This window comes from Burkholderia anthinoferrum (assembly GCF_002925705.1).
GTDB lineage: Bacteria > Pseudomonadota > Gammaproteobacteria > Burkholderiales > Burkholderiaceae > Burkholderia > Burkholderia semiarida.
This window is the reverse complement of the sequence record NZ_LFZP01000041.1, coordinates 1-25,146: the sequence shown is the minus strand read 5'-3', so window position 1 is coordinate 25,146 and position 25,146 is coordinate 1. Positions and strand designations below refer to the sequence as shown.

Annotated in this window: 22 protein-coding genes; 14 read left to right on the top strand and 8 right to left on the bottom strand. The window is 67.5% G+C overall.

Going from position 1 to position 25,146, the window contains the following annotated elements; genetic code table 11:
• Complete coding sequence (locus C5F75_RS13270; protein ID WP_104012346.1) at positions 1-1,836, bottom strand: ABC transporter ATP-binding protein; 1,836 nt, start codon at positions 1,834-1,836, stop codon at positions 1-3.
• A 557-nt stretch (positions 1,837-2,393) separates the two neighbouring features.
• Between C5F75_RS13270 and C5F75_RS13265 the strand changes: the two genes are divergently transcribed.
• The 3 genes from C5F75_RS13265 (at position 2,394) to C5F75_RS13255 (ending at position 5,006) form a co-directional block, all read left to right on the top strand.
• Complete coding sequence (locus tag C5F75_RS13265; RefSeq protein WP_034186533.1) at positions 2,394-3,458, top strand: glycosyltransferase family 4 protein; 1,065 nt, start codon at positions 2,394-2,396, stop codon at positions 3,456-3,458.
• A gap of 235 nt (positions 3,459-3,693) precedes the next feature.
• A complete protein-coding gene (locus C5F75_RS13260; RefSeq protein ID WP_060965771.1) occupies positions 3,694-4,503 on the top strand; it encodes a hypothetical protein in 810 nt (269 codons plus the stop codon).
• Between the two features lie 38 nt (positions 4,504-4,541).
• Positions 4,542-5,006, top strand: coding sequence for a DUF2214 family protein (locus tag C5F75_RS13255; protein ID WP_059638311.1), 465 nt, complete (start codon positions 4,542-4,544; stop codon positions 5,004-5,006).
• Positions 5,007-5,128: 122 nt separating this feature from the next.
• On the opposite strand, the gene gudD is transcribed toward C5F75_RS13255, so the two are convergent.
• Complete coding sequence (gene gudD, locus C5F75_RS13250; protein WP_099316213.1) at positions 5,129-6,481, bottom strand: glucarate dehydratase; 1,353 nt, start codon at positions 6,479-6,481, stop codon at positions 5,129-5,131.
• A 359-nt stretch (positions 6,482-6,840) separates the two neighbouring features.
• Between gudD and C5F75_RS13240 the strand changes: the two genes are divergently transcribed.
• On the top strand, positions 6,841-7,590 hold the full coding sequence (locus C5F75_RS13240; protein WP_011544971.1) for a FadR/GntR family transcriptional regulator: 750 nt from the start codon (positions 6,841-6,843) through the stop codon (positions 7,588-7,590).
• A 142-nt stretch (positions 7,591-7,732) separates the two neighbouring features.
• On the opposite strand, the gene C5F75_RS13235 is transcribed toward C5F75_RS13240, so the two are convergent.
• The 3 genes from C5F75_RS13235 to pdxY form a co-directional block, all read right to left on the bottom strand.
• Positions 7,733-8,881: a branched-chain amino acid ABC transporter substrate-binding protein gene (locus C5F75_RS13235; protein ID WP_104012345.1), complete on the bottom strand. Its 1,149-nt coding sequence runs from the start codon at positions 8,879-8,881 to the stop codon at positions 7,733-7,735.
• A 372-nt stretch (positions 8,882-9,253) separates the two neighbouring features.
• On the bottom strand, positions 9,254-11,398 hold the full coding sequence (locus tag C5F75_RS13230) for a phosphocholine-specific phospholipase C (RefSeq protein WP_059573972.1): 2,145 nt from the start codon (positions 11,396-11,398) through the stop codon (positions 9,254-9,256).
• A 253-nt stretch (positions 11,399-11,651) separates the two neighbouring features.
• Positions 11,652-12,512, bottom strand: a complete 861-nt coding sequence (pdxY, locus tag C5F75_RS13225) for a pyridoxal kinase PdxY (protein ID WP_060313304.1) — start codon at positions 12,510-12,512, stop codon at positions 11,652-11,654.
• 185 nt (positions 12,513-12,697) lie between these two features.
• On the opposite strand from pdxY, the gene C5F75_RS13220 reads away from it, so the two are divergent.
• Entirely contained in the window at positions 12,698-13,759 is a 1,062-nt protein-coding gene (locus C5F75_RS13220) for an alpha/beta fold hydrolase (RefSeq protein WP_104012344.1), read from the top strand.
• Positions 13,760-13,798: 39 nt separating this feature from the next.
• Here the strand turns inward: C5F75_RS13220 and C5F75_RS13215 are convergent, their stop codons facing one another.
• On the bottom strand, positions 13,799-14,797 hold the full coding sequence (locus C5F75_RS13215; RefSeq protein WP_059573969.1) for an LLM class flavin-dependent oxidoreductase: 999 nt from the start codon (positions 14,795-14,797) through the stop codon (positions 13,799-13,801).
• Positions 14,798-15,433: 636 nt separating this feature from the next.
• Between C5F75_RS13215 and hpnI the strand changes: the two genes are divergently transcribed.
• From hpnI to C5F75_RS13190, 5 genes are all read left to right on the top strand, one after another.
• A complete protein-coding gene (gene hpnI, locus C5F75_RS13210; RefSeq protein WP_104012343.1) occupies positions 15,434-16,609 on the top strand; it encodes a bacteriohopanetetrol glucosamine biosynthesis glycosyltransferase HpnI in 1,176 nt (391 codons plus the stop codon).
• Between the two features lie 134 nt (positions 16,610-16,743).
• Entirely contained in the window at positions 16,744-18,186 is a 1,443-nt protein-coding gene (gene hpnJ / locus C5F75_RS13205; protein WP_316252114.1) for a hopanoid biosynthesis associated radical SAM protein HpnJ, read from the top strand.
• Between the two features lie 3 nt (positions 18,187-18,189).
• The gene (gene hpnK, locus C5F75_RS13200) at positions 18,190-19,074 is read left to right on the top strand and encodes a hopanoid biosynthesis-associated protein HpnK (protein ID WP_059573967.1); all 885 of its coding nucleotides are present in this window, start codon (positions 18,190-18,192) and stop codon (positions 19,072-19,074) included.
• Positions 19,071-20,120 carry a lysylphosphatidylglycerol synthase domain-containing protein gene (locus C5F75_RS13195; RefSeq protein WP_104012342.1) on the top strand — a complete coding sequence of 350 codons (1,050 nt, stop codon included), beginning with the start codon at positions 19,071-19,073 and terminating at the stop codon, positions 20,118-20,120. The genes hpnK and C5F75_RS13195 overlap by 4 nt, the downstream gene beginning before the upstream one ends.
• Before the next feature lie 88 nt (positions 20,121-20,208).
• Positions 20,209-20,763, top strand: a complete 555-nt coding sequence (locus C5F75_RS13190) for a hypothetical protein (protein WP_006488732.1) — start codon at positions 20,209-20,211, stop codon at positions 20,761-20,763.
• Positions 20,764-20,766: 3 nt separating this feature from the next.
• Here C5F75_RS13190 and C5F75_RS13185 read toward each other — a convergent pair whose 3' ends face one another.
• Both C5F75_RS13185 and C5F75_RS13180 read right to left on the bottom strand, forming a co-directional pair.
• Entirely contained in the window at positions 20,767-21,063 is a 297-nt protein-coding gene (locus C5F75_RS13185) for a BrnA antitoxin family protein (RefSeq protein ID WP_027783976.1), read from the bottom strand.
• Positions 21,047-21,343: a BrnT family toxin gene (locus tag C5F75_RS13180; RefSeq protein ID WP_059573965.1), complete on the bottom strand. Its 297-nt coding sequence runs from the start codon at positions 21,341-21,343 to the stop codon at positions 21,047-21,049. The genes C5F75_RS13185 and C5F75_RS13180 overlap by 17 nt, the downstream gene beginning before the upstream one ends.
• A 397-nt stretch (positions 21,344-21,740) precedes the next feature.
• Here C5F75_RS13180 and C5F75_RS13175 point away from each other — a divergent pair, with 397 nt between their 5' ends.
• Genes C5F75_RS13175 through C5F75_RS13160 form a run of 4 tightly spaced genes read left to right on the top strand, consistent with a single transcriptional unit; the run spans position 21,741 to position 25,023 of the window.
• The gene (locus tag C5F75_RS13175) at positions 21,741-22,430 is read left to right on the top strand and encodes an ABC transporter permease (RefSeq protein WP_006488734.1); all 690 of its coding nucleotides are present in this window, start codon (positions 21,741-21,743) and stop codon (positions 22,428-22,430) included.
• Complete coding sequence (locus tag C5F75_RS13170; protein ID WP_059573964.1) at positions 22,427-23,140, top strand: ABC transporter permease; 714 nt, start codon at positions 22,427-22,429, stop codon at positions 23,138-23,140. The genes C5F75_RS13175 and C5F75_RS13170 overlap by 4 nt, the downstream gene beginning before the upstream one ends.
• Before the next feature lie 20 nt (positions 23,141-23,160).
• Complete coding sequence (locus C5F75_RS13165) at positions 23,161-23,961, top strand: ABC transporter ATP-binding protein (RefSeq protein WP_006488736.1); 801 nt, start codon at positions 23,161-23,163, stop codon at positions 23,959-23,961.
• Between the two features lie 21 nt (positions 23,962-23,982).
• Positions 23,983-25,023 carry a GlxA family transcriptional regulator gene (locus tag C5F75_RS13160; protein WP_059573963.1) on the top strand — a complete coding sequence of 347 codons (1,041 nt, stop codon included), beginning with the start codon at positions 23,983-23,985 and terminating at the stop codon, positions 25,021-25,023.
• Positions 25,024-25,146 lie beyond the last annotated feature (123 nt).

The window sequence follows — 25,146 nt, the reverse complement described above, 5'->3', positions numbered from 1 at the left end:
TCAGGCCACGCGTTCGCCGGTGGGCGTGTTGCCGTCGACGGGCGCCGCGTGATGGCGGCCGTGCTGCTTCGCGAGCAGGTCGCGGTACAGGCCGGGACGGTTGCGCAGCACGTCGGGCGGGCCGTCGTCGATCACCTTGCCGTTGCTCATCACGATGATGCGGTCGAAGTTGCGCAGCGTCGACAGGCGGTGCGCGATCGCGATCACCGTGCGGCCGACCATCAGGCGGTCGAGCGCGCTCTGGATCGCTTCCTCGGACGCGCTGTCGAGCGCCGACGTCGCTTCGTCGAGCAGCAGGATCGGCGCATCCTTCAGGATCGCGCGCGCGATCGCGATGCGCTGGCGCTGGCCGCCCGACAGCTTGACGCCGCGGTCGCCGACGATCGTGTCATAGCCTTCCGGCATCGCCTCGATGAATTCCGCGCAGCGCGCGTCGCGCGCCGCGGCGAGCACTTCCTCGCGGGTCGCGTCGGGGCGGCCGTACGCGATGTTGTCGTAGATCGTCCGGTGCAGCAGCGAGATGTCCTGCGGCACCAGCGCGATCGCATGGCGCAGGCTGTCCTGCGTGATGCCCTTCACGTCCTGGCCGTCGATCTTCACGACACCGTCCTGCGTGTCGTAGAAGCGCTGCAGGAGCGCCAGCACGGTCGACTTGCCGGCGCCCGACTTGCCGATCAGGCCGACGCGCTGGCCCGGCTCGATATGGAGGTCGAAATGGTCGAGGATCGGGCGGCGGTGCGGGTACGCGAACGTCACGCGCTCGAAGTCGACGCGGCCGCCCGTGGCCGACAGCGGCTGCGCGTCGGAACGGTCCGGCATCCCGTGCGGTTCGAGCAGCGTCTTCACCGCTTCGGACAGGCGTGCGACGTGCTGCGTGACGTCGACGAGCGCGACCGCGAGGTCGCGCGTGCCGTGCAGGATCGTGAAGCCGAGCGAGCTGACGAGCACGATGTCGCCCGACGTCGCGCGGCCCTGGTCCCACAGCCACAGCGCCCAGCCGAGCAGGCCGGCGGACAGCATCGCGGTGATCACCGCGTGCAGCAGGCGCAGCTTTTCGAGATAGAGCAGGCTTTGCTGGCGCGCATCCATCTCCGCCTTCACCGTCGCGCTGAAGCGCTTCTGTTCGCGCAGCGTCATCCCGAATGCGCGCACGAGGCCCATGTTGCCGATCACGTCGACGAGCTCGCCGTCGACCGCCGCGGCCTTCGCCGCGAATGCGTGATGGCGTGCCGAGCCGCGACCGGCCAGCTTGAACAGGATGACGGAAAGCACGGCCGAACAGCCGAGCAGGCCGGCCGCCATCAGCGGATTGACGACGATGATCATCAGGATCGCGCCCATCACCGCGATGCACGGCGGCAGCACGTTCCACGCCATCGTGTTCTCCGACGTGTAGACCGCGTTCGACGTGGCCGTGATGCGGCTGGCGAGCGTGCCCGGCTGCTTCTCCGAGTAATACGTCGGCGAATGGCCGATCAGGTACTGGAACAGGTCGCGCCGCAGGTCGCCGGTGACCGCGACGAACGTGTGCGCGGCGACCCAGCCGCCGACGCGCCACAGCAGGTTGTCGGCCGCGATCAGGCCGACGAGCAGCGCGAACGCGCTCCACAGCGGGCCGGGATGATGCCGCCCGGTCGCCAGCACGTCGATCAGGTGCTTGATCGCATATTGGGAGCCGAGCGCGCAGCCGACGGCGGCCAGCACGCTGCAGAGCACCACCAGGTGCGCGACCGGGTGCAGGCGGATGTAGCGGAACAGGAACGCGATCGGCCGATGCGCGTAGCTCGACAGCTTCGCGTTGTGGGCGTTGCGCTGGGCAGGGGTGAGAGATTCCAAAATATGCGTGCGGTGATTCGGTGATTGAGCGTGGCGGCTGGATCGCAGGCCGGCGCGCTCGGACTGAATAATCCGGCATTGTAAACAAGGCCGCGCGTCGCGCTGCGCGAATCTTGCCTTGGCCAGGGGCTCGCGTTCGATTTTGAGATAAAATCCGGCATCCCGTCCTGCCGCGTGTGCCGGAATCACGCTGCCGGCAGCTGCGGGTTAACGAGGATCGCCAAAACGGCCTTCCACTCTAGAACGGACGCCCGAGTCCGCGGGTTGCAAAGTGTTGCGCCTTTGTAACAAAGTAAAGAGTTTGAAATGTCGTGCGCCGTATCGGGATTAACCCTAGATAATCGGCTCCGGGTTCGATTCCAGGTTTTTTACGAACCCCTGTCAACGGGTCTTCGTTTCAAACGTTCTATGCCTGTCGCGTCGACGACGCTCCTTGAGCAGCGCGGGTTCGACGCCCCGGCAGGCTGATTCGTCCGACTTTCGGACGACATGCATCCCGGCCCCCGGCAGGTTGCCGACCCATACCTGGTTTTTTGCCGATTTTTTAGGAGTTACGCATGCGAATCGCCCAAATCGCTCCGTTGCATGAAGCGGTGCCCCCGAAACTGTACGGCGGTACCGAGCGAGTGGTGTCCTACCTCACCGAAGCACTCGTCGAGATGGGGCATGACGTCACGCTCTTCGCGAGCGGCGATTCGCAGACCTCCGCGAAGCTCGAAGCGTGCTGGCCGCAGGCGCTGCGCCTCGACCCGACCATCCGCGACGTGATGGCCCCGCACATGCTGCTCCTCGAGCAGGTGCGCCGCCGCGCGGAAGAGTTCGATGTCCTGCACTGCCACATCGACTACTACCCGTTCTCGCTGTTCTCGCGCCAGCCGGTCCCGCATCTGACGACGATGCACGGCCGTCTCGACCTGCCGGAGCTGCAGCCGATCTTCAACGCATTCAGCGACGTGCCGGTCGTGTCGATCTCCGACAACCAGCGCATCCCGCTGCCGCAGGCGAACTGGCTGTCGACCGTGTATCACGGCCTGCCGGAAAACCTGCTGACGCCGATCCCGAACGTGAAGCCGAGCTACCTCGCGTTCCTCGGCCGCATCTCGCCGGAAAAGCGCGTCGACACCGCGATCCGCATCGCCGAGCAGGCCGGCCTGCCGATCAAGATCGCCGCGAAGCTCGACAAGGCCGACCGCGCGTACTACGAAGAGAAGATCAAGCCGCTGTTCGCGCTGCCGCACGTCGAGTACATCGGTGAAATCAGCGAAGCCGAAAAGACCGAATTCCTCGGCAACGCGCACGCGCTGCTGTTCCCGATCGACTGGCCGGAGCCGTTCGGCCTGGTGATGATCGAGGCAATGGCTTGCGGCACGCCGGTGATCGCGTTCAAGCGCGGCTCGGTGCCGGAAGTGATCGACAACGGCGTGTCGGGCTTCGTCGTCGAAGACGAACTGTCGGCCGTCGCCGCGCTCAAGCGCCTCGATACGCTGCCGCGCGAGAAGGTTCGCGCCGCGTTCGAAGCCCGTTTCTCGTCGAAGGTGATGGCGCAGAACTACGTGAAGGGCTACGAGGAACTGCTGCGCCAGAAGCGCCGCACGGTGCTCCGCGAAGTCAACGCGAGCTGATTGCGGGCCGCCGCCGCATGGCGGCGCGCGACCGTACGACGCCCCGTCCGGGTCTTCCGGCGGGGCGTCGTCACATCCGCGGCGCGGATGTGTTGTATTCTCGCCGCGCCCGGCGGCGCGAACCGCCTTCGAAGCGGCCCGGCACGCCATCCGGCCGTCTGTCCAGACGGTAATGTCCCTATAATGGCCGTGCCGTGAAATCCGGCCCGGTACGAATATCCAGAGGAGAGCAGTCTTGGCGAGAACGAAAACCACGCGCGCAGCGCCGGCCCCCGGCGCCGGTGTGATCTTCGCGTTGCGCGCGATCGGTCTCGTGTTGCTCGCGCGCTGGCTGTTCTCGATGTCCCAGATGGGCTATCGCTCGTCGCTGTCGGCGATGGTGTCGTCGCCGTGGGCATTCATCTACCTCATCCTGATCTTCCTGCTGCTCGCGCTGCCGGGTGCCGCCGCACGGGCCGAGCGGCCGTTCCATCCGCTGCCGCAGTGGCTGCGCCAGGCGCTGCGCGTGTTCGCGCTGATCGGTTTCCTGTTCGCGGTGTGGTCGATCGGCGCCTTCACGTGGGCGGCCGGCTGGCGCCGCGCGCTGCACGCGGTGACGGCCACCAACGGCTGGCTCGTCGCCGCGCCGGCGCTGTACGCGGCGATCGTGTGGATCTGCCGGCCGCGGCCGCTGTGGCGGACCAACGTGGCCGCGCGCCGCTTCGCGGTCGGCCGGTATGCGATCTCGCTCGACATGCTGACGCGCACCGCGATCGTCTGGATGGAAAGCCGCAAGGTCGGCCAGTACGACGCGCGCGAACTGTCGGTGCGCTGGCCCGGCCGCGCGGCGCCCGCCGCGGGCGAACAGGGCGAGCAAGGCGCGCAGCCGGCGGTCGTGCCGCCGCGTCGCGGCAGCCTGTTCAATCGACCGAAGGTGGAGCTGCTGTGGGATTCGCCGGCGGCTGTCGGCCACAACCGGCAGATCGTGATGCGCACGCCGCTCGCGACCGAAGGCGACCGCGTCGCGGTGCTCGCGCTCGACGCGGCGCTCAAGCAAATCGTCTGACACGGCCCGCGCACGGACGCGGGCGACAAGGAGGCGCGATGATCGTCCGTTGGTTGCTGGCTGCCATCCACCTGAGTGCGTTCGGCGTCGCGTTTGCCGCGATCGCGGCGCGTAACCGCGCGTTGCGCCGGCTCGTCGCGTCGGCGCAGGCGGCCGATTTGCCCGGCGTGTTCAAGGCGGATGCGCTCTGGGGGCTGTCCGCGCTCGTCCTGATCGCGACGGGCCTCGCGCGTGCGTTCGGCGGTTTCGAAAAAGGGACCGCGTACTACCTGCACGAACCGCTCTTTCACCTGAAGATGACCGCGCTCGTGCTGATCCTGCTGCTCGAGGTCGTGCCGATGCTGGGGTTGATCCGCTGGCGTGTCGCCGCGCGGCGGCAGCAGATGCCCGATATCGACCGTGCGCGCACCTATGTGCGGATCGGCCACTGGCAGGCGGTGCTGGTGATCGTCATCGTGTTCGCCGCGTCGGGGATGGCGCGGGGGATCGGTGCGGCCGGCTAGGTGCGGCTGGCTAGGGACGCCCGGTTAGGGACGCCCGGTTAGGGACGCCCGGTCAGTGATCCCCGGCTAGAGGCGGCCGCCCGGGCGTGACCGGGCGACGTTGCCGCCCGGTCGGTCCGTGCTCAGCGCACGAGGCACGGGCGCTTGTTGTTGAACGTCCAGCCCGGAATCAGATACTGCATCGCCGCCGCGTCGTCGCGGGCGCCGAGGCCGTGCTGCTTGTACAGCTCGTGCGCGAGCGCGACCGCATCCATGTCGATGTCGATGCCGAGCCCCGGCCGCTTCGGCACGTCCACCAGCCCGTTCTCGATCTTCAGCGGCTCGCGCGTCAGCCGTTCGCCGTCCTGCCAGATCCAGTGCGTATCGATCGCGGTGACCTGGCCCGGCGCCGCGGCCGCGACGTGCGTGAACATCGCGAGCGACACGTCGAAGTGGTTGTTCGAATGCGAACCCCACGTGAGGCCCCAGTCGCGGCACATCTGCGCGACCCGCACCGAGCCCTGCATCGTCCAGAAGTGCGGATCGGCGAGCGGGATGTCGACGGCGTGCAGCTGCACCGCATGGCCCATCTGCCGCCAGTCGGTCGCGATCATGTTGGTCGCCGTCGGCAGCCCCGTCGCGCGGCGGAATTCGGCCATCACCTCGCGGCCCGAGTAACCGTTCTCCGCGCCGCAGGGATCTTCCGCGTACGCGAGCACGTGGTGCTGGTCGCGGCACAGCCGCACGGCCTCGTCGAGCGACCACGCGCCGTTCGGATCGAGCGTCACGCGCGCGTCGGGGAAGCGCTCGGCGAGCGCCGTCACGGCCTCGATCTCGCTTGCCCCTTCGAATACGCCGCCCTTCAGCTTGAAGTCGTTGAAGCCGTAGCGCGCATGCGCGGCTTCGGCGAGCCGCACGACGGCTTCGGGCGTCAGCGCGGCTTCGTCGCGCACGCGCGTCCAGTCGTCGGTCGCGCCGCGGCCGTCGCGATAGGGCAGCGCCGTCTTCGTGCGATCGCCGATGTAGAACAGGTAGCCGAGCATCTCGACACGCTCGCGCTGCTGGCCTTCGCCGAGCAGCGCGGCGACCGGCACGCCGAGATGCTGACCGAGCAGGTCGAGCAGCGCGGCCTCGAGCGCGGTGACCGCGTGGATCGTCGTGCGCAGGTCGAAGGTCTGCAGCCCGCGGCCGCTCGCGTCGCGGTCGGCGAAGGTGCGCCGCACGTCGTTGAGCACCGCGTGATAGTTGCCGACCGGCTGGCCGACGACGAGCGCGCGCGCGTCGTCGAGCGTGCGGCGGATGCTTTCGCCGCCCGGCACTTCGCCGACGCCCGTGCGACCCGCGCTGTCCTTCAGGATCACGAGGTTGCGGGTGAAGAACGGGCCGTGCGCGCCGCTCAGGTTGAGCAGCATGCTGTCGTGGCCGGCGACCGGAATCGCTTGCAGGTCGACGATGCGCGGCGTGTCGGGGGAGGGCGAGGCAGTGACGGCGTTCATGGGCGGCGATGGCGAGAGAGTGGGCGATGCCGTGCGGCAAAAGCTTTGCCGCGCGCGGCGGGAGGTGCGATCATTCGACAACCGATGTGCGCGGCGCGCAAGGCCCGCATGTCGACGCAACCCGAAACGGGGTGAAAGCGGCAACCGGGCCGGCGGCGCGCGAAACGCGAACGCGGCCCGATTGTCACGCACGGGACCGGGGCGGTGCTGAACGGCCGACCTGAGTCGACAGGAGATCCGTGCGCCGATCATCAGTCGTCGGATGACTTGTGACGCAGTATAATGAATCATCGGCTTTCGCTCAAACCCCGCGTAAACCCTCGGCTCACATTACGATCATTCAAAAAGGAACCGGCCACATGTCCGTGCCTACGCTTCCCGCAGCGCCGCGCCGTCGCGCACGCAGCCTCGCACAAGATGTCGTCGACGCGCTGACCGCGCAGATCGAAAACGGCACGCTGCGTCCCGGCGACAAGCTGCCGACCGAAACCGAAGTCATGGCGGCGCAGGGCGTGAGCCGCACGGTCGTGCGCGAGGCGATCTCGCGGATGCAGGCGAGCGGCCTCGTCGAGACGCGCCATGGCATCGGCAGCTTCGTGCTGGAGCCGTCGCGCCGCCAGACGCTCGGCATCGATCCCGCGACGATCACGACGCTGCGCGACGTGCTCGCGGTGCTGGAGCTGCGCATCAGCCTCGAAAGCGAGTGCGCGAGCCTGGCCGCGCAGCGCGCGAACGATGCCGATCTCGCCGCGCTGCGGCGCGCGCTCGACGCGATCGCGACGGGCGCGGGCGGCGGCCGCGACACCGCGCAGCTCGACTTCCAGTTCCACCTGCAGATCGCGCAATCCACCGGCAACCGCTATTTCGTCGACATCATGACGCAGCTCGGCACGTCGATCATCCCGCGCACGCGCGTGAACTCGGCGCGTTTTGCCGGCGACGACCTGGAGCGTTACGTGGGCCGGCTGAACCACGAGCACGAGGACATCTACGAGGCGATCGCGCGCCACGACCCGGAAGCGGCCCGCGCCGCGATGCGCACGCACCTTACGAACAGCCGCGAGCGGCTGCGCCGCGCGCACGAGGCGGCGGAGGCCGAGGCCGGCTGACCGCTGGCCGGGGCGTGGGGTCCGCGCGGCGGCGGGCCTGCCTCGAATCGCTTCAACATCAGTCGTCATACGAGATCGGTGCGGGCCCCGCCGGTCTCAGCGGCGAGGCGGCGTTTCCGCCGCCGGCCGCCTCCGTCTCCGATCAGCCTCCCTTCGTCACGATCGTCTTCCACGCGCCGTTCTTCACCTGGTACAGCGTCGACATCCCGCTCTTCAGCGAGCCGTCGTTCGCGAACGAGATGCGGCCGGTCACGCCTTCGAAGTCGATTTTCTTGAGCGCCGGGCGATAGGCCTTCGGGTCGGTCGAGTTGGCCGCCTGCATCGCCTTGATCGCCGCCCACGCCGCGTCATAGCCGAACTGCGCATACGAGAGCACGTCGACGCCGAAGCGCTTCTTGAAGCGTGCCTCGAAATCCTTGCCCTGCGGCAACTCGTCGAGCGGACGGCCGTATTCCCATGCCATCGCGCCTTCGGCGGCCGGGCCCGCGATCTTGATGAACTCGTTGTCCTTCACGCCGCCGCCGCCGACGAACTGCGCATTCAGCCCGAGCTGGCGCATCTGCTTGATGAAGTTCGCGGCGAGCGAATCGAGGCCGCCGAAGAAGATCAGGTCGGGATTCTTGGCCTTCAGGCTCGTGACCTGCGCGCGGAAATCGACCGCCTGGTTGTTGGTGAACTCGCGGCCGATGAGGTTGCCGCCCGCGGCCTTCACGGCCTTCTCGAATTCGTCGGCCTCGCCCTGGCCGAACGCGGTGCGGTCGTCGATGATCGCAATGCGCTTCGCCTTCGTCACCTCGACCGCGTACTTGCCCGCGTTGCCCGCATTCTGGCCGTCGGTCGCGATCACCATGAACATGTTCGCGAGCCCGCGCGACGTGAGCGTCGGGTTGGTCGCGGCCGGGTCGATGACCGGAATGCCGGCCTTGTCGTAGACCACCGACGCCGGGATCGTCGTCCCCGAATTGAAGTGGCCGACCACGACCGACACGTTCTGGTCGACCAGCGCCTGCGCGGCCTGCACGCCGATGCGCGGATCGGCCTGGTCGTCCTGCACGACGAGATTGAAGCGGGCGGGCTTGCCGGCGATCTGCACCTTCTGCGCGACCGCATCGTCGAGCGCGAGCTGGACACCGTTTTGCAGATCCTTGCCGTAGCCGGCGTTCACGCCGGTGAGCGGCGCGGCGAAGCCGACCTTCACGTCGGTTGTGTCGGCCGCCTGCGCGGCCTGTTGCGAGAGGAGGGCAAGCGCGGAGGCGATGGACACCGACAGCAGGGAATGACGGAATTTCATGTTGTTCCTCTTGTTCGACACCGGCGAGTGGATACCGCGCGCACCAGGACGGGCCCGGGCGCGTGCGACGGGCGGGCGGTTCGACCGCTTCTCGGAATCGGGCGGGGAGGTCGGCATCGTGACCCTCGGAAACATCTCCCGGCAGGCTCCGCGAAGAGCCCCGATTGCCTCGATATATAGGTCGCCGATATGCGCGGGTCTTGGAAATTTGCCGCGCATTCGATGCGGATTTGCGCATAGCTTCCGCGCGACCGGCCACGGCCGGTATCGGGAGTTTCCCGTCGCGAACGGAACGGGCGCGCAGAAGGGGGGAGCGGTGCGGGGCAAGAGCGCGGCGCGGCCTGTCGGGGCCGCGCCGCGCGTGGGCCGACGTCAGTCGGACAGGGCGTCCGAGGCGGCCTCGGCGTCGTCGTGCGACGCGGTCGTGCGGATCAGCGGGTCGCTGGTGCTCGGGCGGCCCGTTTCGACGTGGCCGGCGAAGCGGCGCAGGAAGCCGAGCTGCCGGCCGTCGCTGACGGTCAGGTCGTACCAGCCGTGGCTGCCGCGCAGGTCCCAGTAATCGTCGACGTGCGCGCCCGGCGCGAGATCGAACGTACGCGCGTGACCGTGGCCGTACGCGTTCGTGACCTTGAGCCGCACGGCCTTGTGGCCGCGGTTCATCAGGCGCAGCGTGATGTTGCCGTTCGCGACGTCGTAGCCGTAGATCACTTCGGGGTTCACGTTCGCGCTGCCGACGCCGGTCGCGAACGGGCCGCGGAAATGGCAATAGAAGCCGTTCGGGCCGTATACGTCGAGGTCGTACAGGCCGAGCGACGCGGCCGCGCTCCACGTATCGGCGATGCGTTTGCCGGCTTCGACCGTGTACGTCCACGGGCCGTCGACGCGGTTGCGCGACTGGACCTGGAACGCGGCGCCCGCGCGGCCCGTGTTCGCGAAGGTCAGCCGGAACTGGCCGTTCGCGGCTTCGACGCGGCCGTGCACGAACAGCTCGTACGGCAGCGCGCGCGCCGGGCGCAGCCCGGCTTCCTGTTTCGGCAGCTTCTGCAGCACCGGCGGCACCGGGATGTAATCGGGGTGGCGATTGCGATCCGGCGGCGCGTAGCCGCTCGTATCGGGCAGCGTCGGCCAGCCGGCGTCGGCCGTCGCGAAGTCGAACGCGGCGGTCAGGTCCCCGCACACCGCGCGACGCCACGGCGACACGTTGGCGGCCGTGACCGGATACTGCGCGCCGAACCGCGCCTCGATGAATTGCAGCAGCGACGTGTGATCGAAGGTCTGCGAGCAGACCCAGCCGCCCTTGGTCCACGGCGACACGACCAGCATCGGCACGCGCGGCCCGAGCCCGTACGGGCCGGCCATGTGCGATGCGTCGCCGGCGAAAACCTCGTTGGTCGTCGCGACCGTCGACAGCCCGTTCTCGCGCGACTGCGGCGCGAACGGCGGCGGCACGTGATCGAAGAAGCCGTCGTTTTCGTCGTACGTGATGAAGAGGGCGGTCTTGCTCCACACGTCGGGATTCGACACGAGCGCCTTCAGCACCTGCTCGATGTACCACGCGCCGTAGTTCGCGGGCCAGTTCGGGTGCTCGGAATACGCTTCCGGCGCGCAGATCCACGACACCTGCGGCAGCGTGCCGTTCTTCACGTCCTGTTGCAGCACGTCGAACAGCGTGCCGCCGGCGCTGATGTTGGTGCCGGTGCGCGCCTTGTCGTACAGCGGCGTGCCGGGCAGCGCGGTGCGGTACTGGTTGAAGTAGAGCAGCGCGTTGTCGCCGTAGTTGCCGATGTACGGGTTCTGCGTCCAGCCCCACGAGCCGTTCGCGTCGAGCCCCGTGCCGACGTCCTGGTAGATCTTCCACGACACGCCGGCCTGTTCGAGCACTTCCGGATACGTCGTCCAGCCGTAGCCCTTTTCCTCGTTGCCGAGCACCGGGCCGCCGCCCGTGCCGTCGTTGCCGACGTAGCCCGTCCACATGTAGTAGCGGTTCGGGTCGGTCGAGCTCGGGATCGCGCAGTGGTACGCGTCGCAGATCGTGAACGCGTCGGCGAGCTGGTAATGGAACGGGATGTCGTCGCGCTTGAGGTACGCCATCGTCGTGGTGCCCTTGTTCGGCACCCACTGATCGTAGCGGCCCTTGTTCCACGCGGCGTGCATGTCCTGCCAGCCGTGCGGCAGGTCCTGCAGGAACTGCAGGCCGAGCTTGTCCGCGCCGGGGTGGAACGGCAGCAGTTCGGCCGGGCCGACCGGCTGGTGAAACACCGACTTGCCGTTCGCGAGGCGCAACGGGCGCGGGTCGCCGAAGCCGCGGACACCGCGCATCGTGCCGAAGTAGTGGTCGAACGAGCGGTTCTCCTGCATCAGGATCACGATGTGTTCGATGTCGCGGATCGTGCCGGTGCGGCGGTTCGCGGGAATCGCGAGCGCATCCCGGATCACGGGCGGAAACAGGTTCAGCGCGGCGGCGCCGGCAGTGCCGGCGGCGACGCGCAGGAAGTCACGACGGTTCGATCGGGTCATGGTCGTTATCGTGCGGTAAAGGGGGAGCCGATTGGCGGGACCTGCGGGAAAGGCGCGCACCGAATCGCAGGATGCGGCTGCGTCGGTGCGTGCCGCCGCGAGCATAGCGAGGAATCGGTGTCATTCATGTGAAGTCCGGAAACGTTTGCATGGACGGCGAACCGGTATCGGGATGCGCATCGCCGGCGGTCGTGGTGTAACGGGGAAAGCAGGAAAGCAGCGCGGCGGAGCAGCGCAACGCGGTGCCGGCGCGTCAGGCGTCGGTCACCCACGCGCCGAACCATTCGCTCGGGCGGGCGATCTCGTCCTGCGCGGCGACGAGTTCGAGTTCGTAACGGCGTGCGTCGTAGGTGGCCTTCACGACCGCATGCACGGCCGCGAGCGTGTGTTCGAACGCGGCGCGCACGGAGTCGCCGCGCAGCCGGCACGCGACGAAGATCGCGCTGGTGAGGTCGCCGACGCCGACCGGGTGGCGCGGAAACGCATACAGCGGCCGCTGGCCGATCCACGCTTCGGTTTCGGTGACGGCGAGCATGTTGAAACGGTCGGCCGGGCTGTTGCGGTCGTGCAGGTGCTTGACGAGGATGATCTGCGGGCCGCGGCGGATCAGCGCGCGGCAGGCGTCGACGGCTTCGGCGACGGTCTCGATGCGCCGCCCGGCGAGCTTCTGCAGTTCGGTATGGTTCGGCGACATGCCGTCGGCGAGCGCGGGCACCTCCTGGACGATGAATTCCTCGACGCCGGGCTCGGGCCGGATGCCGCCCGTCTGGCCCATCGCCGGATCGCAGAAGTACCACGCGTTCGGATTCATCGCCTTCACCGAGCGCACGATCTCGACCGCCGCGCGCGCCTGCGGCGGCGAGCCGAGGAAGCCGGACAGCACCGCGTCGCAACGCTTGAGCGCGCCGATGGCGGCGATGCCGTCGACGAGCTGTTCCATCTTCGCGGCATCGATCGCGCTGCCGGCCCAGTGGCCGTACTGCATGTGATTCGACAACTGGACGGTGTTGAGCGGCCAGACGTTGACGCCGAGGCGCTGCATCGGGAACACGGCCGCACTGTTGCCGGCATGGCCGTAGATGACGTGCGACTGAATGCTGAGGACGTTTTTCATGGGAATTCGCCTGCACGCGTTTCAGGGTCACGTCACACGATACCCGAGTTCGTCATACGCGCGGAAGTCGCGCGGCCCCGGAGTGTTGCGCGCCGTCGTCACGCGAGCGCGTAGAATCGCGGGGCGCGAGCCCGTCCCGCTGCACTCCGGCGGCCCGCGCGCGTCCCCCCATCACCGTGATCGCCATGCTTTCGATTTGCAAGATGTTGTCCGTCGCGCGTGCCGCGGTGCTCGGCGCGAGCGCCGCCGCCGCGTGCGCGCTGCCCGTTGCGGGCGTTGCCGCGACGCCCGCCGCCAACGACGGGCCCGCGTACGGCCCGCGGCTGGAAGGGTTTGCGTATCCGGCGCCCGTGCACGTGTACGCGTTCGTGTCGCAGCGGGAAACCCTCGAGATGGCGTACCTCGACGTGCAGCCCGCGCACCCGAACGGCCGCACCGTCGTGCTGCTGCACGGCAAGAACTTCTGCGCGGCGACCTGGGAAGACACGATCGACGTGCTGAGCCGCGCCGGCTATCGCGTGATCGCGCCGGACCAGATCGGTTTCTGCAAGTCGTCGAAGCCCGAGCGCTACCAGTACAGCTTCCAGCAACTCGCGCGCAACACGCACGCGCTGCTCGAATCGGTCGGCGTGAAGTCGGCGACGATCATCGGCCATTCGACGGGCGGGATGCTCGCGGTCCGCTACGCGCTGATGTATCCGAAGGCGACCGACCAGCTCGTGCTTGTGAACCCGATCGGCCTCGAGGACTGGAAGGCGCTCGGCGTGCCGCCGCTGTCGGTCGACTACTGGTATGCGCGCGAGCAGAAGACCACGGCCGACGGCATCCGCCGCTACGAGCAGGCGACCTACTATGCGGGCAAGTGGTCGCCGTCGTACGAGCGCTGGGTGCAGATGCTCGCCGGGATGTATCGCGGCGCCGGCCGCGACGCGGTCGCGTGGAACTCCGCGCTGATCTACGACATGATCCTCACGCAGCCGGTGGTCTACGAATTCGGCGCGATCCACGTGCCGACGCTGTTGATGATCGGCGACAAGGACACGACCGCGATCGGCAAGGACGCCGCGCCGCCCGACGTGCATGCGAAGCTCGGCCGCTATCCGGAGCTCGCGAAGCGCACGCAGGCCGCGATTCCCGGCGCGCAGCTCGTCGAATTCCCGGCGCTCGGGCACGCGCCGCAGATCCAGGACCCCGACGCGTTCCACAAGGCGCTGCTCGACGGGCTGGAGGCCGTGCGCCCGCAGTGACGCGGAGCAGGCCGCCGCCGGCCGCGCACCGTCGGGCGGTCAGCCTGCCTCGTTCGCGAGCTCGTCGCGGATCTGCGCGGCCAGTTCGAACGAGCGCAGCCGCGCGGCGTGATCGTAGATCTGCGCGGTGATGATCAGCTCGTCGGCGCCCGTCTGCGCGATGCGCTCGCGCAGCTTGTCGCGCACCGTGTCGCGCGAGCCGACCGCCGCGAACGACAGCGAATGCGCGACGGTCGCGAGTTCGAGTTCGTTCGCCTCGAGCACGTCGACGGGCGGCGGCAGCTTGCCCGGCGTGCCGCGCCGCAGGTTGATGAACTGCTGCTGCAGCGACGTGAACAGGCGCCGTGCCTCGTCGTCGGTCTCGGCCGCGAACACGTTGACGCCCACCATCGCATGCGGCTTCGGCCACGCGGCCGACGGCCGGTACTGCGCGCGATAGATCTCGAGCGCGCGCATCAGGTAATCCGGCGCGAAGTGCGACGCGAACGCGAACGGCAGCCCGAGCATCGCCGCGAGCTGCGCGCTGAACAGGCTCGAACCGAGCAGCCACACCGGGACGTCGAGCCCCGCGCCGGGCACCGCCCGCACGCGCTGGCCGGGCACCGGCTCCGCGAAGTAGCGCTGCAGCTCCGCGACGTCGTCCGGAAACGAATCCGCGCTGCCGATCAGGTCGCGGCGCAGCGCGCGCGACGTGGTCTGGTCGGTGCCGGGCGCGCGGCCGAGGCCGAGGTCGATGCGCCCCGGATACAGCGACGCGAGCGTGCCGAACTGTTCGGCGATCACGAGCGGCGCATGGTTCGGCAGCATGATGCCGCCCGAGCCGACCCGGATCGTGCGCGTGGCGCCCGCGACGTGGCCGATCACGACGGCGGTGGCCGCGCTCGCGATGCCCGGCATGTTGTGATGCTCGGCCAGCCAGTAGCGCCGGTAGCCCCAGCGTTCCGCGTGCTGCGCGAGATCGACGGTGTTGCGGAACGCTTGCGAGGCGTCGGCGCCGGCCGGGATGGGGGCGAGATCGAGTACGGAAAACGGTGTCATCGGAAGACCTTCGAAACGGGTGGCGTGGTGATGCGCTGACGCAACAAACGCCAACGATTTTGCCAAAGGGTTCCGGAACGTGCTGGCGGCGCGCGCATACCCATGCGCCTTACAGGGACGCAGGGTTCCTTGCGATGATCGTTGCAAAAATCAATCTAATCGCTGGTTAATTACCAAACTTTACGGCGATTGGAAATGAAACCGCATCGACATACAAATTTGCACGAAATGTCTGATTTTAAAGACTGCAATACGCCTGCAAAGTACTTACGCTAACGTGAACGTGGCCGGGCCGATCGGGTTCGTCGACCGCTCAGCTTTGCTGGAATTGCACTAGTCCGTTTCCCGGAACGCCGAGCGCCGGGGGGCGCGGACTGTTAAAATCCGGCGCCTGCCCATCTTGTGCCGATGGAGCCATTCGAGTCTTCCCGCATGCCGTCCGGGCGCTGCACCGGGATACGCCACGCGAAGCCGGGCATGGCCGCACCCGAACGACGGGTCGTGCCTCCCCATTACAGACGCTGCAGGAACAAGGAGTCGGGTCGTGCCCGCGTTCGTCGTAGTCGGAATACCGCATCACGTTCAATCACGCTCGAGCGTTTGCCATGGCGCCCAGGTCGCCGGGAGGCGTCGCGCATGACGCCGATCGTCACGCTGCTCGACTGGCTCCTGATCGCGTTCACGCTCGCCGCGGCCGGCTATGCGCTCGTCGCGGCCTTCGCGCCGCGGCCGCGCACGCCGCGCACGGCGGTGCGCGACGGCTTCGAGCCGGTCAGCGTGCTGAAGCCGTTGTGCGGCGCGGAGCCGCACCTGTACGACAACCTCGCGACCTTCTGCACGCAGCGCCACCCTTGCTACGAGGTGCTGTTCGGCGTCGCATCGCCGGCCGATCCGGCCATCGCCGTCGTCGAGCGGCTGCGCGCCGCTCATCCGGCGTGCGACATCACGCTCGTGGTCGACGCGCGCGTGCACGGCAAGAACCTGAAGGTCAGCAACCTGATCAATCTCGCCGAGCGCGCGAAATACGGACGCATCGTGATCGCGGACAGCGACATCGCGGTGCAGCCCGACTATCTGGAGCGCGTGACGGCGCCGCTCGCCGACACGTCGGTCGGGGTCGTCACGTGCCTGTATCATGCGCGCAGCGTCGGCGGCTTCTGGACGCGGATCGGCGCGCAGTTCGTCGACGCCTGGTTCGCGCCGTCGGTGCGCATCACGCACCTCGGCCGCTCGAGCCGCTTCGGCTTCGGCGCGACGCTCGCGCTCACGCGCGACACGCTCGAGCGGATCGGCGGCCTCTTCGCACTGAAGGACGAACTGGCAGACGATTTCTGGCTGGCCGAGCTGCCGCGTCGGCTCGGGCGGCGCACCGTGCTGTCCGAGGTCGAGGTCGCGACCGACGTGATCGAACCGTCGTTCGGGCCGCTGTGGCGCCGCGAGACGCGCTGGCTGCGTACGATCCGTTCGCTGAACCCGGCCGGCTTCGCGTTCCTGTTCATCACGTTTACCGCGCCGTGGCTCGCGATCGGCGCGGCGCTCGCGTGGCGCCTCGACGGCACCTTCGCCGGCACGCTGGCGGGCGGGGCGGCCGCGCTCGGCGCATTCGGGCGGCTCGTGCTGCACGCGCGCGGCGAGGACGGCTGGCGCGCGTTCTGGCGCGACCTGCCGCTCGTCGCGGTGCGCGACACGCTGCTCGCGCTGGAGTGGCTCGCGGCCGTGTTCGGCACCCACGTCGTGTGGCGCGGCGCGAGGATGACGGTCGTCGGCGGCGAACGCGCGACGGCGGCCGTGGAAGCAGTGGACGGCCGCTAGGGCTGGCGATCGGACCCGGCCCGCGGGCCGACACGCGTCGCACGGCGCAGCCGCGCGGCGCGACATGACGAAGAGGCGGGCGCCGGCATGGCGGCCCGCGGTTTTTTGACTGAATCGTTGTAACGAAACGAACTATGCAGGCTACCGGAGCATTCATGAAAACGCTGTTCTTGCAGGCCCCTTCGTATGACGGCTTCGACGGCGGAGCCGGCTCGCGCTATCAGGCGAAGCGCGAAATCCGTTCCTTCTGGTATCCGACCTGGCTCGCGCAGCCGGCCGCGCTCGTGCCGGGCAGCCGCGTCGTCGACGCGCCGGCCGACGGCCTGTCGGTCGAGGAAACGCTGAAGATCGCCAACGACTACGACCTCGTGATCATCCACACGAGCACGCCGTCATTCCCGACCGACGCGATGTTCGCGCAGGATCTGAAGAAGATGAAGCCGTCGATGCTGGTCGGCATGGTGGGCGCGAAGGTGATGGTCGATCCGCACAACTCGCTCACGGCGAGCGACGCCATCGACTTCGTGTGCCGCGAGGAATTCGACTACACCTGCAAGGAGCTCGCCGAAGGCAAGCCGTTCGCCGAGATCAAGGGCTTGAGCTGGCGCGCGAAGGGCGGCTCGATCGAGCACAACGAAGCGCGTCCGATCCTCGAGAACATGGACGAACTGCCGTTCGTCGCGCCCGTCTACAAGCGCGACCTGAAGATCGACAACTACTTCATCGGCTACCTGAACTATCCGTACGTGTCGATCTACACGGGCCGCGGCTGCAAGTCGCGCTGCACGTTCTGCCTGTGGCCGCAGACGGTCAGCGGCCATCGCTACCGCACGCGCTCGGTCGAGAACGTGCTCGCGGAAGCGAAGTGGATCCGCGACAACATGCCGGAAGTGAAGGAGCTGATGTTCGATGACGACACCTTCACCGACGATCTGCCGCGCGCCGAAGCCATCGCGATCGGCCTGGGCAAGCTCGGCATGACCTGGTCGTGCAACGCGAAGGCCAACGTGCCGTACAAGTCGCTGAAGATCATGAAGGAAAACGGCTTGCGCCTGCTGCTGGTCGGCTTCGAATCGGGCGACGACCAGATCCTCGTGAACATCAAGAAGGGTGTGCGCACCGATTTCGCGCGCCGCTTCAGCGCGGACTGCAAGAAGCTCGGCATCAAGATCCACGGCACCTTCATCCTCGGGCTGCCGGGCGAGACGAAGGAAACCATCAAGAAGACGATCGAGTACGCGAAGGAAATCAACCCGCACACGATCCAGGTGTCGCTCGCCGCACCGTATCCGGGCACGACGCTGTACAAGCAGGCCGTCGAAAACGGCTGGATGGAAGAGAACAAGACGATCAACCTCGTCAGCAAGGAGGGCGTGCAGCTCGCGGCGATCGGCTATGCGCACCTGTCGCGCGACGAGATCTATCACCACCTCGAACAGTTCTATCGCGAGTTCTACTTCCGTCCGTCGAAGATCTGGGAAATCGTGCGCGAGATGCTGACGAGCTGGGACATGATGAAGCGGCGCCTGCGCGAAGGCGTCGAGTTCTTCCGCTTCCTGCGCGCGCACGAGGCCTGATCCGTGGCGACGCAGCGGGCGGCGCGGGCGCTGATCTTCACCGCGGACGACTTCGGGCTGCACCCGCGCGTCAACGCGGCGGTCGAGCGCGCGCACCGCGACGGCGTGCTGAACGCCGCGAGCCTGATGGTCGGCGCACCCGCCGCGCAGGATGCGATCGAGCGCGCGCGGCGGCTGCCGTCGCTCGCGGTCGGGCTGCATCTGGTGCTCGCGGACGGCCCGGCCACGCTGCCCGCGCATGAGATTCCCGCGCTCGTCGGGCCCGACGGGCGCTTCGGCGACGCGATGGCGAAGGACGGTTGTCGCTTCTTCTTCCTGCCGCACGTGCGCGCGCAACTGCGCCGGGAAATCCGTGCGCAGTTCGACGCGTTCGCGGCGAGCGGCCTGCCGCTCGACCACGTGAACGCGCACAAGCATTTCCACCTGCATCCGACCGTGCTGTCGATGATCGTCGAGATCGGCCGCGACTACGGGCTGCGCGCGGTACGGCTGCCGTACGAAACGAGCGCGCCCGCGCTGCTGAAGCCGTGGATCGCGCTGGTGCGCGCGCGGCTCGACCGCGCGGGGCTCGCGCACAACGACTACGTGGTCGGCATCGAGCATACGGGCGCGATGGACGAGGCCGTGCTGCTCGACGCGCTCGCGAAGCTGCCGCCGGGCGTCGGCGAGATCTACTGCCATCCGGCCGAAGCGGGCGATGGCCCGATCACGCCGACGATGGCCGGCTATCGCCCGGTCGACGAACTCGATGCGCTGCTGTCGCCGCGCGTCGCGGCCGCGCTGAAGGCGGCGGGCGTCGCGACCGGCGGCTTCGCCGACGTGTTCGGCGGGCCCGCGGCACGACGTGGCGTGCACGCGTCGCGCGCAGCGGGAGCGCAGCCGTCATGAGCAAGTGGATCAAGTGGCTCGGCTGGCCGATCGGCATCGGCATCCTGCTCGCGCTGGGGCTGCACGAGGGCGTCGATGACGTATCGCAGATGCTCGCGCGCGCCGGCTACGCGCTGCTGTGGCTCGTGCCGTTCCACGCGCTGCCGCTGTTGCTCGATGCGTACGCATGGCACCAACTGCTCGACCGGCGCGGCTCGCTGCCGTTCCTGTGGTGGATCGCGACCGTGCGCGAGGCGGTGAACCGGCTGCTGCCGGTGGTCGGCATCGGCGGCGAGATCGTCGGCATCCGGCTCGCGCGCTGGCAGGTGCCCGACGCGAGCCGTGTGACCGCGTCGGTGATCGTCGAAGTGCTCGTGACGATCGTCGTCCAGTATGCGTTCGCGGCGCTCGGCCTCGTGCTGCTGCTCGCGACGACCGACAACATGGGCGGCGGCACGATCGGCCTCGCGCTGCTGCTGACGCTGCCGTTGCCGGTGCTCGGCGTGGTGCTGATGCGGCGCGGCGGCATCTTCCATGCGATCGAGCGTTTCGCGGGCCGCCTGCTCGGCGATTCGCACCGGCTGCTGCAGGGCGTCGACGGCCGCCGGCTCGACGCCGACATCGATTCGCTGATGTCGCGCACGGGCCTGCTGTTCAGCGCGTTCTTCTGGCAACTGGCCGGCTACGTGCTCGGCGCGCTCGAGATCTACTGGGCGCTCGCGCTGCTCGGCCACCCGGTGTCGATCGGCGGCGCGATCGCGATCGAGGCGATGACGCAGGCCGTGCGGCATGCGGCGTTCATGGTGCCGGGCGGGCTCGGCGTGCAGGAGGCGACCGTCGTGCTGCTCGCGCAGATGTTCGGCGTCGACCGCGAGACCGCGCTGTCGCTCGCGGTGGTCAAGCGCGGCCGCGAGGTGCTGTTCGGCTGCCTCGCGCTCGGCTCGTGGCAGCTTGCCGAGCTGGTGCGCACGCGCCGCCGCCTGGGCGCGCCGCCGGCCGGGCCGCGCGCGACGGCGCCGGCGAATCGGGCGCCCGAAACCCGGACCGAAACCGAAACGACGCATTGAACAGCGGACGGCCCGCGCGGCCCGTCTCGCGCTTTTGGCGTCGCGCGGGTATCCTTGCCGCGTGTTTTCTCCACGCGCCATTCTTCCGATGATTTTCCGTTTCCGGCTGCTTTCCGTGACGATGCTGGCCGCCGCGCTGGCGCTGACCGGTTGCGACGACCAGGGCCATCTCGACGTGCAACGTATCAGGGATTTCTTCAACGCGATCAAGCCCGCGCCGCTGCTGCTGAAGGGGCTGAAGGTCGGCGAATCGACCGAGGCCGACGTGCGCGGCACGATGGGCAAGCCCGAGACCGAGCGCACGTTCACCGACGGCTCGAAGCGTCTCGAATATCCGCGCGGCCCGATGGGCAACCAGACCTGGTTCGTCGATCTCGATGCGAACGGGCGCTACACGGGCGCGACGCAGGTCCTGACCGCCGAGAATTTCGCGAAAGTGCGCCCGGGGATGGACGAGGACGAGGTGCGACGCCTGCTCGGCAAGCCGGGCGACATCGCGCAGTATCCGCTGAAGCCGGAGACGGTCTGGAGTTGGCGCTGGCTCGAGGACGGCGTCAACACCGACGCGTTCTTCAACGTCCATTTCGGCCCGGACGGGCTCGTCTACACGACTTCGCGCTCCGACATCCTGAAAGGGCGGTGACGCTCACGCGCGGCGCTTCTTCAGCCAGTCGCGCAGCGCGTCGTTCATGCGCGTCTGCCAGCCGGGGCCGTCGGCCCGAAACGCGGCGAGGATGTCCGCGTCGTAGCGAATACTGACCTGTTCCTTCGGGTGCTCGAGCTTCGGGCGCCCGAACTTCTTCGCGACGACCTCGACGAACGGCTCCATCGCGTCGATTTCTTCGTCGCTGAGTTCGTGGGCGTCCGGATCGGCAGCGATGCCGCGGGCGATCGCCGCTTCTTCCTCGGGCGTGTTGCGGATGAATTTAACGGCCTTCTTCATATCGAATCATCTCTCGGTTGTTGGCCTTTCGCAGGCTGACGACACGCAGCGTGCGGCCGCGCGGGACGACGATCGCCGTGTAGAGGCGCGGGCCGATCGGCACCAGACAGATCCAGCGCGCCTCGCCGTAGTCCCGGCGGGTATCCGGCCACGCGCGCACGGCTTCCCACTCGGCGAATTCCGCCATTCGCAGCGAGATGCCGTGTTTCAGCCGGTTCGACAGATCCTTGGCGTCGTCGAAAACGAACGGAATTTCGACTAATTGTGGATGCGAAAACATGAAGTGGCAAGCCATTTTTGTGGATGCGAAAAGTAGAGGCCGCCACGAGTGACATCGGATCGGCGCGCAGCGCGTCGCGGGCATGAGCAAGCGATTGTGTGGTGTACGTCCCGACCTGCCCATTCGGCCCGATGGCCAGTCCGGCGCTATATCGAAAAAGCGACCGGAAAATTGCAAAAAAACCGCTTCCCGGCATGTCATCCGACTGTCAGGGAGCGGTTTTTTTCCTTTTGAAACAGCGGCGTAGGTCGTGTGCAGAAATGGTGGGACGAATTGTTGCGACGCAGCAATCGCGCGCATGGTGATTTGAGGCAAATAATTTCGCTTGCGACTATCCGCGTCACTCCGGCGCGGGACAGGCATGCGCGTCGGCATTCATTCAACTCTGGAGACGCGCGTGTTCCTTTACGGCTTTGGTCCCGTCCTCTGGGCCGGCACCGTGCAGACCATCGAGCTGTCGGTGCTGTCGCTCGCCACCGCGGTGGCGCTGGGGCTGATCGGCGCGGTGGCGAAGCTGTCGCACAACCGGGTGCTGCGAGCGATCGCGACCGGTTATACGACGCTGATCCGCTCGGTGCCCGATCTTGTGCTGATGCTGCTGCTGTTCTACAGCATCCAGATCTGGCTGAACCAGTTCACCGACCTCGTCGGCTGGAACCAGATCGACATCGATCCGTTCGTGGCCGGCGTGCTGACGCTCGGCTTCATCTACGGCGCGTACTTCACCGAGACGTTTCGCGGCGCGTTCCTGTCGGTGCCGCGCGGCCAGCTCGAAGCCGGTGCGGCTTACGGGATGAGCGGCGCGCGCGTGTTCGCGCGGATCATGTTTCCGCAGATGATGCGCTTTGCGCTGCCGGGCATCGGCAACAACTGGCAGGTGCTCGTGAAGGCGACCGCGCTGGTGTCGATCATCGGTCTCGCGGACGTCGTGAAGGCCGCGCAGGACGCCGGCAAGAGCACGTTCAACATGTTCTTCTTCATCCTCGTCGCGGCGCTGATCTACCTTGCGATCACGACCGTTTCCAACCTCGTGCTGATCCAGCTCGAGAAGCGTTATTCCATGGGCGTGCGGCACGCAGAACTATGATCGAGATCCTCCAGGAATTCGGCAAGGCGTTCCTTTTCTGGGACGGCCAGCGCCTGTCCGGCCTCGCGGTCACGCTGTGGCTGCTCGTCGCATCGATTTCGCTCGGCTTCGTGTGCGCGGTGCCGCTCGCGGTCGCGCGCGTGTCGAGAAACAAGTGGGTGTCGACGCCCGTGCGGTTCTACACGTACGTGTTCCGCGGCACGCCGCTCTACGTGCAGTTGCTGCTGATGTACACGGGCATGTACAGCCTCGAGTTCGTGCGCTCGCACTCGCTGCTCGACGCGTTTTTCCGCAGCGGTTTCAACTGCGCGATCCTCGCGTTCGCGCTGAACACCTGCGCGTACACCACCGAGATCTTCGCCGGAGCGATCCGTGCGATTCCGCATGGAGAGGTCGAGGCGGCGCGCGCGTACGGGATGTCGCCGTTCACGATGTACCGCCGCGTGATCCTGCCGTCGGCGCTGCGCCGTGCGCTGCCGCTGTACAGCAACGAGGTGATCCTGATGCTGCACGCGACGACCGTCGCGTTCACGGCGACCGTGCCGGACATCCTGAAGGTCGCGCGCGACGCCAATTCCGCGACCTACATGGCGTTCCAGTCATTCGGGATCGCCGCGCTGATCTATCTTGCGGTATCGTTCGCACTCGTCGCGGCGTTTCGCCGCGCGGAGCGCCACTGGCTCGCGTATCTCGCGGCCGCCCGTCACTGAATTACTTCGAGGAGAGCCAGTTGGCCGAGATCACTCAAACGAGCGCGTCCGCTTCCGTCAAGCTTGCCGCGGTCGATATCCACAAGCGCTATGGCGACAACGAGGTGCTCAAGGGCGTGTCGCTGAACGCGAAGGCCGGCGACGTCATCAGCATCATCGGCGCGAGCGGGTCGGGCAAGAGCACGTTTCTGCGCTGCATCAATTTCCTCGAGCGGCCGAATGCGGGGCAGATCGTCGTCGACGGCGAGGCCGTGCGCACGAAGACCGACCGCGCCGGCGCGCTCGAAGTCGCCGATCACAAGCAGTTGCAGCGCATCCGCACGAAGCTTGCGATGGTGTTCCAGCACTTCAATCTGTGGGCGCACATGAACGTGCTCGAGAACGTGATGGAGGCGCCCGTGCACGTGCTCGGCATTTCGAAGAAGGAAGCCGAGGAGCGTGCGCGCGAGTATCTGGAGAAGGTCGGTTTGCCGCCGCGCGTCGAGAAGCAGTATCCGTCGCATTTGTCGGGCGGCCAGCAGCAGCGCGTGGCGATCGCGCGGGCGCTGGCGATGCATCCTGACGTGATGCTGTTCGACGAGCCGACTTCCGCGCTCGATCCGGAGCTGGTGGGTGAAGTGCTGAAGGTGATGCAGAAGCTGGCCGAGGAAGGCCGCACGATGATCGTCGTCACGCACGAGATGGGATTCGCGCGCAACGTGTCGAACCACGTGATGTTCCTGCATCAGGGGCGGACCGAGGAAGAGGGCGATCCGAAGGAGGTGCTGGTGCGTCCGCAGAGCGAGCGGCTCAAGCAGTTCCTGTCGGGCAGCCTCAAGTAACGCGACAGGGCGGGTTTCAACGTGGTACCGGTGTCTCGTCCCGCAGGCGCCACCCGCACGACGCAGGTGGCGATCGTTGCATTGCCGCCCGTGTCGATGTCGGGCGTGGGGCCGATCGTCGATGCGCTGAATCTCGCGAACGAGATCGACGGGCGGCTTTTGTACCGCTGGCAGGTGTGTTCGTGGGATGGGCGGCCGGTGCCGCTCGCGGGCGGCGCGCAGTGGCATGCCGATGCGGCGTTCAACGATGCGATCGCGTGCGACTGGCTGATCGTCGTGTCGGAGCGGTTTCAGCAGTTTGCCGATTATCGGTTGTTTCTCGCGAGTCTCGCGCGGGTCGGGCAGCGCACGCCCGTTGTGACCGGCATTCATCACGGCGTGTGGTGGCTGGCGATGGCGGGGCAGCTTTCCGGGTATCGCGTGAGCGTGAACTGGGAGACGTATCAGCAGTTCGCCGAGCAGTTCGAGCGGTCGATCGTCACGCAGCAGATCTTCGAGATCGATCGCGATCGGGCGACCTGTGCCGGTGGGCAGGCGACCGTCGATTTCATGCTGGCCATGATTGGCCGCGAACATGGGGCGGACCTCGCGGAGCGGATTGCCGATGCGCTTGGGGCCGGCACGCTGCGCAGCGGTGAGGAGCGGCAGCGGATTCCTTTTGTTACCGCGCCCGGTGAGCGACATCCTCGGTTGAATGATGCTTTGCTTTTGATGGAAGCCAATATCGAAGATCCGTTGACGACCGATGAGATCGCCGGGCTCGTCGGCGTTTCACGCCGGCAACTGGAGCGGCTCTTTCGGCAGTATCTCGGGGCGATGCCCTCGAAGTATTACCTCAATCTTCGGCTGCTCAAGGCTCGGACGCAGTTGCAGCGGACCAGCAAGTCGGTCGTTCAGGTTTCTCTCGCTTGTGGGTTCTCTTCTGCCGCGCACTTCTCTAATGCTTACCGCGAAAGGTTCGGAGTCACGCCTCGGGAAGATCGGCGAGCGTGGCTCGAGAAGCAGACTGGCGGCGGCAGTGAACCTCGTGGAGGGGCGCTCGTCGAGCGCGAGAAGGGGTGATGTTCGGGGTGGTGAGCGGTCGTGCGGTTTGCTCTCTCGTGAAGTACCTGTGATCGTGTCGGTCTATTAGCGTCGCCCCTGCGCGGGGCAGCGGTCACTTTTCTTTGTCTTGCCAAAGAAAAG